Genomic DNA, 9,909 nt, shown 5'->3' on the forward strand with positions numbered 1-9,909 from the left:
CTGCGTATATACGAAAAGGTCGTTGTTGTCATGGGGCGAATCATGCCCTACCAAAATAGGGTGACAGGCCCTGGACGGTGTTCATTCGTCCATGGACGCTGTCAGCGATCAAAAAAACGAATTCACCTGTCCTTCAGCCAGCCAACCAGCCACCTGCTGGCCAACCCAGTCCGGGTCGTCATGCGGCAGGTCGTGGCCGGCCCATGGGTGTTCGTGGTGCGCTGCCTGCCAGGCCTGGGCAAGATGCGTTGAACAGCGTGGATGCACCAGCTGGTCGCCGCGTGAAGACAGCACCAGAACCGGGCAGCGCGGCACTTTCGCGCTCGAAAACCGCGCGGCGGCCCAGAACTGGCGCCAGGCGTTGGCCGCGCTCACCGGGGCGTCCTTGCGGATGCGCACCCACGCCGCCACATCGGCATCGCGGGCGTCAACCCGCTGGCAGGTGAGTTGGTGAATCACCTGCTCGACATAGTCCGAAGATTCGCCGCCCTGCCAGCGCGCGGCCAGCAGCGCCAGGCGCAGCCAGTTGTCGGGGCGCAGGCGCTCGGTCATGCCGCTGTAAGGCCGCAGGCTGGTGTTGATCAGCACCAGCCGGGCCACTTCGTGCGGATACTGCTGCGCCCAGTCGGCCGCCACCATGCCGCCCAGCGACATGGCCAGCAGGCTGTACGGCGGCCGGCAGCCCCTGGCCTTCAGCTGCTGGCGTGCAAACTCCACTATGCCGGGCACCGACGACGGCGAAGCCTCTTGGTAAAACGCACCATTGCCCGGCAGGTCCAGCGGCCACACCAGCGGCAAGGTCTGCGCGATGCGCGGGGCCTGGGTTTGCAGCAGCAGTGCCAGCTGGCGGGGAAATTCGCCCCAGTGCCTGGCCTCGCGCGTGAGGCCCCGCAAGAGTATCCAGGTCATGGGACTTTCCGGGTTCATGCGGCAGGCCGGCGGCGCCAGTGCGCTTTGGCCAGCTGAAGCAGCTGGGCGCGCCGGTCATCGGCCGGCAGCCAGTGCGGCGCGGCATAGGCGGCGCGCGTCAGGAAGTCCAGCAGGTCGGCATGGCGGCGCAGCACGCGTTGGGTGCGGTGCGCCATGATGGGGTTGAAAATACCCTGCCGCGAGAACAGCTGGCGCGGATTCTTGCGTATCCACAGCCACGAGCCCAGCTCCAGCGTCATCGGCAAGAACACATGGCCTGCCGGCGCCAGGTCATAGGCGTGGTCCCACAGGTCGCCATGCAGCAGGTACTGGTTGCTTTGCGGCTCGAAGCGGTAGGCATGGTGCGGGTAGGACTGCTCCAGCATGGTCTTGAGCGCGAACATTTCCGGCAGGTGCGGCATCAGCCGGCGGGTTTTGGCATACGGAAACCACAGGCTGTCGCTGAAACCGTAGCCCGAATGGCAGTCCAGCGCCAGGCTGAAGGGCCGGCCGGCGAGTTGCTCGCGCACCACCTGCAGCAGGGCCGTGCTTTCTGTTTCCATGGGTGTTCCCGAGCGGCCGCAATACCAGGGCAGGACGGGGCTCAGGCTTTGCCCGCCCGCCAGGAAAGGCACGCGGCCCTCGGCCCGTTGCGGTGCGTTGCGCATCAGGTCCACGCCGCCGGGGTTGCTGCGGGTGTGCGCCCACATGCCGCCCGGATTGACGATGGGCATGAACAGCAGGCGGATTTTCTGGAGCTGCAGGCGCAGCAGCTCGTCCCATTCCAGGCGAAACAGCAGCGCGCGCATGTAGTGCAGGATCAGCTGCGTGCCGATGCGCTCCAGCCCGTGAATGCCGCCAAAAAATCCGACGGCGGGCGCCTGCGGATCGGGCGAGCCGATGCTGGCGGTCAGCAGCGGAAAAGTGCTGCTTGCGGCGTTGACGCAGCCCACGCTCCGTAGCTCGAAGCGCGTGCCGCCAGCCCGCAAAATCGCCTTGAGTTCCTCGAACTCGTCAAAGGTCGCGCCGGCCTCACGGGTGGGAACCAGGCTGACGGGGGCAAGAGAAGGATGCGGGGAGTCCATGCCGCCATCCTTGCACAGTTGTTTGACACAGGCATGCGCCGCGCCCGGCTTTCTTTTTGGGGGATGCCCGGCGGCAAGCCTATCGCGCCAGCGCAATCACCACATCGGACGCCGGATACGCCACGCAGGGCAGGATGCAGCCTTCGCGCTTTTCATCCAGGCTCAGCCCCGGCCAGTCGATGCGGTACACCACCTGGCCGCTGACCAGCCGGCAAATGCAGACGCGGCAGGTGCCGTTGCGGCACGAGCTGTCCAGCAGGGCCAGGCCGGCCCTCTCGGCCGCCAGCAGGAGCGGCAGCGATGCAGGCGCTTCAAACAAGGCGCCGCCGGGTTCAATGCGCGCGCTGAACACGGGGCTGGCGGTTTCCGCCGGGGTGGTCGGGATGGGCATGGGCTGGAGGATTGGACGGTGGTGCTGTGCAGGGGGAGCGGCTGAATTTACCCCAGTCCCGCCAGTCGCTCATTTGATTTGCGCGACAATCCTGCCTCCCGAGCCTTCCCTTAGATCTTCACAAGCGATTTTGTCCATGTCCAGCTACTCCGTTCGTCCTGCCCTTGCCCGCGATGCCAAAGCCATTGCCGAAATCCACGTTGCCACCTGGCAAGCCGCTTACAAGGACTTGATGCCTGATGACTACCTGAACAAGATGACGGTGGCAAAGCGCCAGGCTTACTGGCAGGAAGCGATTGAGTACAGCGAGCCGCAGGTGCTGGTGGCCACCGACGGCGACCGGCTCGTCGGCTTCGTCGGCTTCGACCGCTCGCGCGACCCCAAGACCCGCTCCACCGTGGGCGAAATCTGGGCCATCTACGTGGCGCCCGAGCACTGGGGCAAGGGCGTGGGCTTGCTGCTGTGGGATGGCGCGCGCGACGGCCTGAAAGACGAAGGCTGCACCCAGGTGACGATGTGGGTGCTGCTGGGCAACGAGCGCGCGCTGCAGTTTTGCGAGCATGCCGCCGGCTTCAAGCGCGAGATGCCGTCGCTCAAGACGGTCGATTTTGGCAGCGTCAAGCTTGAGGAAATACGCCTCAAGCGCGCGGTGGACTGACGCGGCCGGCCCTGCGGCACCTGAATGCGTGCTTCAGCTCGCCGCTCAGCTGGGTACGGTGACCACGCCTTCTTCGTCGGGAATGAGGGGGATTCCCTCGTCGGGATTGACCGGCAGCTCCAGGCCCTCTTCGTCCTCGCCGGCTTCCTCGTCCGGTCCCTTGCGCGGCAGGCCATGACCGGCAGGGCCGATGTGGCTCGATTGCAGGACGGGTTTTGAAAAATGATGCATGGTCAATTCCTTTCAGTTCTCAAGAGTCTTGGGTTTGCGCCGCGCGCCAACAACGGATTATTGGGCGCAATGTGCGCTCAACGCCTTCTGAATCATTTTTGTCTTTCCTGTCCTACATGCGGTCCCTGCGGCGCCGCACAAGCAAACCTCGTTCTGGCTCCTAAAGTCGGTTTTCACACCTGATCGGCATGACTCCTGCTTTACCCCCAGGCTGCTGCTCGTCGAAGCCCATACTGGCTAAATCCGCAATGTACTGATCTTTTTAAAGGAAACAAGATGGAAAACTCGACTTCACAACCCGGCCAGGGCAGTTCCGGAACTCCTGACGCCACCGATGCCGCCGGTGTCGTTCAGCGCAGCGTGGAATCGGCGGGCTCGGCGCTGCACAGCACGATCGACAAGGTGGCCGACCCGGCCCGCAACACCGTCAACCGCGCCTCGACAGCGGCGCATGAAACCGTTGACAAGCTCGCCAGCGGGGCGGCGCATGTGGTTGACCGCTTTTCCGAGCAGGCCGCCCGGGTCGCCGAAGCGCCAAGCCGGGCCATCGACTGCTCGAAATCCTGGGTTCAGGACAAGCCGCTTGAAGCCGTCGGCGCGGCGCTCGCCCTGGGCTTTATCATCGGACGCCTGACGGCACGCTGAGCTTTGCGGATTTTGCAACCCTGAAGTCCGAAGCCGCCCAAGGGCGGCTTTTTAATGCCTTCGCCTGCAACGTCTTCTTTCAATCCCGGCTTGACGCCGAACTATCAAGAATAATTTATGGCTACCAGTCTTCTTGCCCTGATTGATGACATCGCCAGCGTTCTGGACGATGTGGCCCTGCTGTCCAAGGTGGCGGCCAAAAAGACCGCCGGTGTGCTGGGCGACGACCTGGCGCTCAATGCCCAGCAGGTCTCCGGCGTCAAGGCCGAGCGCGAATTGCCCGTGGTCTGGGCCGTGGCCAAGGGCTCGTTCATCAACAAGGCGATCCTGGTGCCCGCCGCGCTGGCCATCAGCGCTTTTGCGCCCTGGGGCGTCACGCCGCTGCTGATGGTGGGCGGCGCTTATCTTTGCTATGAGGGCTTTGAAAAGCTGGCCCACAAGTTCCTGCACAGCCAGGCCGAGCAGGCCGCCGAGCATGCAGCGCTGGTCAACGCGCTGGCTGATCCGTCCGTGGACCTGCGCGAAGTTGAAAAAGACAAGATCAAGGGCGCCATCCGCACCGATTTCATTTTGTCGGCGGAAATCGTCGCCATCACGCTGGGAACGGTGCAGGACAGCCCTTTCATGACTCAGCTGGCGGTGCTTGGCGGCATTGCCCTGGCCATGACGGTTGGCGTGTACGGCGTGGTGGCCGGCATTGTCAAGCTCGACGATGGCGGGCTTTACCTCAGCCAGCGTGCGGGCAGCAGCGCCTGGAGCCGGTTTCAGCGCAGCCTGGGACGCGGTATTTTGCTGTCGGCGCCCTGGCTGATGAAGTTTTTGTCGGTTGCCGGCACGGCCGCCATGTTCCTGGTCGGGGGCGGCATCCTGACGCATGGATTCACGCCCCTGCACCATCTGATCGACGTGGTGACCCAGTGGGCCAGCGATGTGAACGGGGTCGGCGCTGTGCTGGGCGCGATCACGCCGCTGCTGATGGACGCCCTGGTCGGCGTGGCCGCCGGCGCGCTGGTCCTGCTGGTGGTCAGCGGCGTCAAGCGCATCAGAGGCTGATCAGGCGCATCAATCCGGTTTTTTGGCCTCGCCGGAACTGGCAGCAGGCCCCGTGCCAATGATGCATTTGTTGGCGCAAAACGGCCAGCTGCCCTTTTTTTCGGGTTCAGCCGGCCGGGTGGCCTCCCGGGCGCGCTGCTGGATGGCTTTGCGGCTGTCGCCATTGGGTGGCGGGGCATTGAATCTTGGCATCTTGCGGTCTCCCTGAATCAGGCTTAAACCTTAACCGCCGGATGGGGCTTGCTGCTGTAGTCGCTGATTGAGGCTGGGCGTAGGATGAGCTGGCATCGCAGACCTCATGAATCCCGAGAGCTTGAGGAACTATCCCTAGCCTGGAGCCTTGCGTTTGAATATGACGCGGGTCCAGCGTTTTGGCTGGCGGGTTCGCTAACTTGCTATTAAATAAATAGCTGTATGTGCATTTGTGCTATGCGCAAACGGCATAAATAACCATCCCCCGGCAAAGCCTGGGGATGGTTGTTTTTCGGGTTCAGGACGCCTGCGGAAGGTAGCTGGGCCTTGCCGCCGTCATCCCGTGCTTGACCTGCTGGGTGAGTTCATCGGCCAGCACCTCGTCGAGGTCCGATTCGAGCCCGTCGAGCGCACGCTTGACAATCTCCTCGGGGCTGGACTTCGGGACATCGAACCCGCGCGTGAGATCGGTATCGACGTAGGCCATGTGCAGCGCCAGCACTTGCGTCTTCTGCGCCGCCAGTTCGTTGCGCAGCGCATTGGTGAGCGACCAGGCTGCGGACTTGCTGGCCGAATAGGCGGCCAACTCGCCGCCGTTCACCCACGAGGCGACCGACAGGACGTTGAGCAAGGCGCCGCCGCCGTTGCCTTTGAGAATCGGCGCGAAGGCCTTGCTCATGCGCAACACGGCGAAGAAGTTGGTCTCGAAGGTGCGCCGTGCGACGTCTTCGCTATCGGCTGCGAGAAAACCTCCCGACTGGGCAATGCCGGCGTTGTTGATCACCAGCGTGACATCCGGCGCCAGCGCTACGGCGGCCGCCACGTCTTCCGGCTTGGTGACGTCGAGTCGCAGGGCTTGCACACCGGATTGGGTGATGGTCGCGGGGTCGCGTGCGGCCGCGTAGACCTTGCGGGCACCGCGGGCGAGCAGCTCGCGCGTGAATGCCAGGCCGATGCCGCGATTGGCACCCGTGACGAGGACAACAGAATTTTCAATCTTCATGGGAATCTCCAAAGAGGGGGACAAACAGATTCAGCTGCCGGCTTTCAGGTCTTCCAGCAACACTGACATGGACAAAACTCACTTGATCTTGACGACGACCTTGCCTTTTGCGTGGCCTGCTTCGACGTAGGCCATGGCCTCGTTGGTTGATTCGAACGGGAAGACCCGGTCCATCACGGGGTGGATGACGCCAGCATCGAAGAGACGGGTGATCTCGCGCAGTTGGCTCCCGTTCGCCTTCATGAAGAGGAACGAGTAGTCAATGCCTCGGCCTTTCGCCCTTCGTCTGACGCCTGAACTCAGCAGCCGCATGACCAGTTTCACGAACCCGGGGGCTCCGCTTTCCTTGCCGAATGCGGGATCGGGCGGTCCGGAGATGGAGATGAGCTTTCCGCCGCTCTTGAGCACGCGCAGGGATTTTTCGAGCGTCTTGCCATCCTGGCTGTTCAGCACCACGTCGTAGTCGCGCAAGACATCCTCGAAGTCCTGCGTCTTGTAGTCGATGACGACGTCTACGCCCAGACTCTTCACGAGCGCGACATTGGTCGTGCTCGTCGTCGTGGCGACGGTTGCGCCCAGATGCTTGGCCAGCTGGATGGCAAAAGTGCCTACGCCGCCGGAGCCAGCCTGAATGAAGACCTTCTGCCCCTTCTTCAGTTTGGCCTTCTCGACCAGTGCCTGCCAGGCCGTCAAAGCCACCAGGGGAATAGAAGCGGCTTCTTCCATCGTGAGCCCCTTGGGCTTGAGCGCCAGGGAAGCCTCCTTGACGGGTACGAATTCAGCGAACGTGCCGATCCGGAAATCATCCGCCCGCGCATAGACCTCATCGCCCAGCTTGAACTGCCGCACGCGCGGGCCGACCTTGACGACCACCCCAGCAACGTCGTGGCCCAGGATGAGAGGCAGGCGATAGGGCAGGATGAGCTTGAACTCCCCGCCCCGGATCTTGGAGTCCAGCAGGTTCACGCCAGCGGCGTGGACCTGGATCAAGACCTCGTCATCGCGCAACTCCGGCTGCGGCATGTCTGCCAACCGCAACGCGCGCTTTTTTCCATATCGCTCGAGAACAAATGCTTTCATGTTTTTTTTCCTTATTCCTGGCGTACCCAGGGCTCATTGAGTTGGTGCGCTGTGGTCCGAATTGGAGAAGGCGATGCCACGCGAGGCGGCGTGGCCAACTACGCTGCGAGCCGCAGGTCTCTTCGAACCCCCGCATCCAGCACGCTGGCGGGCGCAAACCTGCGCAGCAGGTCGATGCGGCCTTCCAACTGCATCGGCTTCTGGAGCGCAGCTTCGACCGACTCGCCCTGGGTCACATCAAGGGGCAGCATCTCGAACGATTGTTGACCCGCCGGGCCGCCGCGCCTGCTGGTGCCGTACACCTTGTAGCCGGCCTTCGAAAGCCGCTGCGCAGTCGCTTCGCCAATGCCCGAGGAGGCCCCTGTCACGAGGGCAATCTTCATGTTCATGGCGTTTCTCCTTCAGCAGGTGGGATTCGGAACTCGTCGGCATGCGGGATGCATTGCCGAACAGAAGGGCTCGCCTGAATGGCATTATGTTTATTTCGCATGATGACTGTCATATGTTTGGGCGAACGAAAAATCGGTGGATCTCAGTGGGCTCAGGCGGGGGGCAGGTGCTTCAATGCGGCCGCGCACAGGCTGTCCGATAGTGCGGGCTCGTCAACTGCACGGGCCAACAGCAATGTGCCCACCATGGTGGCGACGGTCACGAGGGCGCGTTCGTGGGCACCGGGCTGCCCCCAGTCAGGCGACTGACGGGCGACAAGATCGATCATTTCCTTGATGTGCCGGGTGGTTACCCGGCGCACTTCGGGTGCCTGGCGCGCTGTCTCCGAGCCCAGCGCGGCCAGGGGACATCCCAGCTCCACTTGCTCCAGGTGCTCCCGCGAGAGGTAGGTGCGAAGCATGGATGCCAAAGCCTGCTCGGGGGGCACACTGGCGACAAGCTCCGACACTACGGCGGCTGACTCCGCGCACGCCCGACTCGCTGCTTCCGCCAGCATGGCTTCGCGCGACGCGAAATGGGCATAAAAGGCGCCATGGGTCAGGCCGGCCTCCTTCATGATGTCGGCGACTCCGGTACCGTCGTAGCCGCTACGACGGATCGCCCGCGCAGCTGCGGACACAATGCGCTCGTGTGAGGCTTCCTTGGCTGCTGTTCTGACGTTGTGTTTCGTATTTCGCATGATGCTTATCATACACACTTTCGCAAAACATGTGCTGTGATGTTTTTGGCAATGCCGACAGTCGGCACTGCGCAAACGCAACGGGCATTCAACCTGCGCAAGCAGGGTGCCGGGTGGCGCCTATGCGTTCCACCAACGGGACGCAGAACGCCAAATGCCTCGCTCTCCACAAATCAGCGTGGATGCTTGATGGCTGTTTACCGGAATTGCGCGGAAAGCACCGTCCTTCAGGGTGGTGACGCAGAGCGCGGACAGCTTTGCTGTCATTTTCGGGTAACAACTGCCTAAAATATCAGCATGAAGCGGCTCCAGGCTTTCAAATACGAACTCATGCCCAGCGGCGAACAAACACGCCATATGCGCCGCTTTGCCGGAGCGCGCCGCTTTGTGTTCAACAAGGCACTGGCATTGCAGCAGGCCCATCACGCCAGTGGAGGCAAGTTCATCGGCTATTTTGCGATGGGCAAGCACCTGACCGCCTGGAAGCAGGAATCCCCCTGGCTCAAGGAATCGCCTTCCCAGGCCCTGCAGCAATCGCTCAAGGATCTGGACAAAGCCTGGAAAAACTTCTTTGCCAAACGCGCCAGCTTTCCTCGTCCCAAAAAGAAAGGCCGTGGCGAAAGTTTTCGCTTCCCGCAAGGCTTCAAGATCGACCAGCCCAACAGCCGCATCTTCCTGCCCAAACTGGGATGGATGCGCTATCGCAACAGCCGCGACATCCTGGGCACGGTCAAAAACATCACCATCAGCGAAGCAGGCGGTAAGTGGTTCGCCAGCATCCAGACTGAGCGGGAGGTGGAACAACCGATTCCAGTCGCAACGATGGCCATTGGCATTGATGTGGGCATAGCGCGCTTCGCCACCATGAGCGACGGCAGCTTTGTTGCGCCGCTGTGCAGTTTCAAAAAGCATGAAAAACGCTTGGCGAAATACCAGCGGCGCATGAGCCGCAAAACCAGATTCAGCAAAAACTGGCACAAAGCCAAAAGAAAGGTTCAGAAAGTCCACAGCCGGATAGCCAACGCCCGAAAAGACTTCCTGCACAAAACGACAAGCGCCCTCAGCAAAAACTTTCGCGTGGTCGCCGTCGAAGATTTGCAGGTACGCAACATGAGCAAATCGGCAGCGGGCAATGCAGACAAGCCGGGCAAAAACGTAGCCGCGAAGTCGGGACTGAACAAGTCCATCCTCGATCAAGGCTGGTTTGAATTCCGGCGGCAGCTGCAATACAAGCTCGATTGGAACGGCGGCATTCTCATTGCCGTGCCGCCCCAGTACACCAGCCAGACCTGTCCGTGCTGCGGGCATGTCGCCAAAGAAAACCGAAAAACGCAAGCGAAGTTTGAATGCGTCGATTGCGGCTACGAGAACCACGCCGATGTCGTCGGCGCGATGAATATATTGGCGCGGGGATACCGCGCAGCAGCCTGTGGAGAGGACGGCTCTGGCCTTGCGCGCAAGCGCAAGACGAAACCAGCCTCGGTGAAGCAGGAACCCGCCGAAGCGGCTATGCAAGAGGCAACTCATGTTTAG

General features: G+C 62.2%; 12 protein-coding genes and 1 pseudogene. 4 read left to right on the top strand and 9 right to left on the bottom strand.

Translation table 11 applies throughout. The annotated features are described in order from the left end of the window. Window positions 1-108: 108 nt before the first annotated feature. The 3 genes from PNAP_RS06430 to PNAP_RS06440 form a co-directional block, all read right to left on the bottom strand. A complete protein-coding gene (locus tag PNAP_RS06430; RefSeq protein WP_041377055.1) occupies window positions 109-909 on the bottom strand; it encodes an alpha/beta fold hydrolase in 801 nt (266 codons plus the stop codon). Between the two features lie 14 nt (window positions 910-923). Further along, on the bottom strand, window positions 924-1,994 hold the full coding sequence (locus PNAP_RS06435) for a M14 family zinc carboxypeptidase (RefSeq protein WP_011800691.1): 1,071 nt from the start codon (window positions 1,992-1,994) through the stop codon (window positions 924-926). A gap of 79 nt (window positions 1,995-2,073) precedes the next feature. Beyond that, window positions 2,074-2,385 carry a 2Fe-2S iron-sulfur cluster-binding protein gene (locus PNAP_RS06440; RefSeq protein WP_011800692.1) on the bottom strand — a complete coding sequence of 104 codons (312 nt, stop codon included), beginning with the start codon at window positions 2,383-2,385 and terminating at the stop codon, window positions 2,074-2,076. Window positions 2,386-2,521: 136 nt separating this feature from the next. Between PNAP_RS06440 and PNAP_RS06445 the strand changes: the two genes are divergently transcribed. Continuing rightward, the gene (locus PNAP_RS06445) at window positions 2,522-3,043 is read left to right on the top strand and encodes a GNAT family N-acetyltransferase (RefSeq protein ID WP_041376571.1); all 522 of its coding nucleotides are present in this window, start codon (window positions 2,522-2,524) and stop codon (window positions 3,041-3,043) included. Between the two features lie 45 nt (window positions 3,044-3,088). Here the strand turns inward: PNAP_RS06445 and PNAP_RS06450 are convergent, their stop codons facing one another. After that, window positions 3,089-3,274 carry a hypothetical protein gene (locus PNAP_RS06450; protein WP_041376572.1) on the bottom strand — a complete coding sequence of 62 codons (186 nt, stop codon included), beginning with the start codon at window positions 3,272-3,274 and terminating at the stop codon, window positions 3,089-3,091. A gap of 276 nt (window positions 3,275-3,550) precedes the next feature. On the opposite strand from PNAP_RS06450, the gene PNAP_RS06455 reads away from it, so the two are divergent. Both PNAP_RS06455 and PNAP_RS06460 read left to right on the top strand, forming a co-directional pair. Then, entirely contained in the window at window positions 3,551-3,919 is a 369-nt protein-coding gene (locus PNAP_RS06455) for a DUF883 family protein (protein ID WP_011800694.1), read from the top strand. Window positions 3,920-4,036: 117 nt separating this feature from the next. Further along, window positions 4,037-4,972, top strand: a complete 936-nt coding sequence (locus PNAP_RS06460) for a DUF808 domain-containing protein (protein WP_011800695.1) — start codon at window positions 4,037-4,039, stop codon at window positions 4,970-4,972. A 9-nt stretch (window positions 4,973-4,981) separates the two neighbouring features. On the opposite strand, the gene PNAP_RS06465 is transcribed toward PNAP_RS06460, so the two are convergent. From PNAP_RS06465 to PNAP_RS06485, 5 genes and pseudogenes are all read right to left on the bottom strand, one after another. Beyond that, a complete protein-coding gene (locus tag PNAP_RS06465) occupies window positions 4,982-5,164 on the bottom strand; it encodes a hypothetical protein (protein WP_041376573.1) in 183 nt (60 codons plus the stop codon). Window positions 5,165-5,462: 298 nt separating this feature from the next. Beyond that, window positions 5,463-6,167 carry an SDR family oxidoreductase gene (locus PNAP_RS06470; RefSeq protein ID WP_011800696.1) on the bottom strand — a complete coding sequence of 235 codons (705 nt, stop codon included), beginning with the start codon at window positions 6,165-6,167 and terminating at the stop codon, window positions 5,463-5,465. Between the two features lie 78 nt (window positions 6,168-6,245). After that, complete coding sequence (locus PNAP_RS06475; protein ID WP_011800697.1) at window positions 6,246-7,247, bottom strand: NADP-dependent oxidoreductase; 1,002 nt, start codon at window positions 7,245-7,247, stop codon at window positions 6,246-6,248. A gap of 128 nt (window positions 7,248-7,375) precedes the next feature. Next, window positions 7,376-7,636: pseudogene (locus tag PNAP_RS06480) on the bottom strand (SDR family NAD(P)-dependent oxidoreductase); the annotation flags it as partial. Window positions 7,637-7,788: 152 nt separating this feature from the next. Next, the gene (locus PNAP_RS06485) at window positions 7,789-8,388 is read right to left on the bottom strand and encodes a TetR/AcrR family transcriptional regulator (protein ID WP_011800699.1); all 600 of its coding nucleotides are present in this window, start codon (window positions 8,386-8,388) and stop codon (window positions 7,789-7,791) included. A 285-nt stretch (window positions 8,389-8,673) separates the two neighbouring features. Between PNAP_RS06485 and PNAP_RS06490 the strand changes: the two genes are divergently transcribed. Continuing rightward, window positions 8,674-9,909 carry an RNA-guided endonuclease InsQ/TnpB family protein gene (locus PNAP_RS06490; RefSeq protein ID WP_011800700.1) on the top strand — a complete coding sequence of 412 codons (1,236 nt, stop codon included), beginning with the start codon at window positions 8,674-8,676 and terminating at the stop codon, window positions 9,907-9,909.

The sequence above is a fragment of the Polaromonas naphthalenivorans CJ2 genome, from assembly GCF_000015505.1.
GTDB classification, from domain to species: Bacteria; Pseudomonadota; Gammaproteobacteria; order Burkholderiales; family Burkholderiaceae_C; genus Polaromonas; species Polaromonas naphthalenivorans.

What these genes read in the sequence shown, in the direction of transcription:
- PNAP_RS06430 (WP_041377055.1), bottom strand. Translation starts at nt 909, where the DNA reads ATGACCTGGATACTCTTGCGGGGCCTCACGCGCGAGGCCAGGCACTGG.
- PNAP_RS06470 (WP_011800696.1), bottom strand. Translation starts at nt 6,167, where the DNA reads ATGAAGATTGAAAATTCTGTTGTCCTCGTCACGGGTGCCAATCGCGGC.
- PNAP_RS06490 (WP_011800700.1), top strand. Translation starts at nt 8,674, where the DNA reads ATGAAGCGGCTCCAGGCTTTCAAATACGAACTCATGCCCAGCGGCGAA.
- PNAP_RS06445 (WP_041376571.1), top strand. Translation starts at nt 2,522, where the DNA reads ATGTCCAGCTACTCCGTTCGTCCTGCCCTTGCCCGCGATGCCAAAGCC.
- PNAP_RS06460 (WP_011800695.1), top strand. Translation starts at nt 4,037, where the DNA reads ATGGCTACCAGTCTTCTTGCCCTGATTGATGACATCGCCAGCGTTCTG.
- PNAP_RS06485 (WP_011800699.1), bottom strand. Translation starts at nt 8,388, where the DNA reads ATGATAAGCATCATGCGAAATACGAAACACAACGTCAGAACAGCAGCC.
- PNAP_RS06450 (WP_041376572.1), bottom strand. Translation starts at nt 3,274, where the DNA reads ATGCATCATTTTTCAAAACCCGTCCTGCAATCGAGCCACATCGGCCCT.
- PNAP_RS06465 (WP_041376573.1), bottom strand. Translation starts at nt 5,164, where the DNA reads ATGCCAAGATTCAATGCCCCGCCACCCAATGGCGACAGCCGCAAAGCC.
- PNAP_RS06435 (WP_011800691.1), bottom strand. Translation starts at nt 1,994, where the DNA reads ATGGACTCCCCGCATCCTTCTCTTGCCCCCGTCAGCCTGGTTCCCACC.
- PNAP_RS06475 (WP_011800697.1), bottom strand. Translation starts at nt 7,247, where the DNA reads ATGAAAGCATTTGTTCTCGAGCGATATGGAAAAAAGCGCGCGTTGCGG.
- PNAP_RS06440 (WP_011800692.1), bottom strand. Translation starts at nt 2,385, where the DNA reads ATGCCCATCCCGACCACCCCGGCGGAAACCGCCAGCCCCGTGTTCAGC.
- PNAP_RS06455 (WP_011800694.1), top strand. Translation starts at nt 3,551, where the DNA reads ATGGAAAACTCGACTTCACAACCCGGCCAGGGCAGTTCCGGAACTCCT.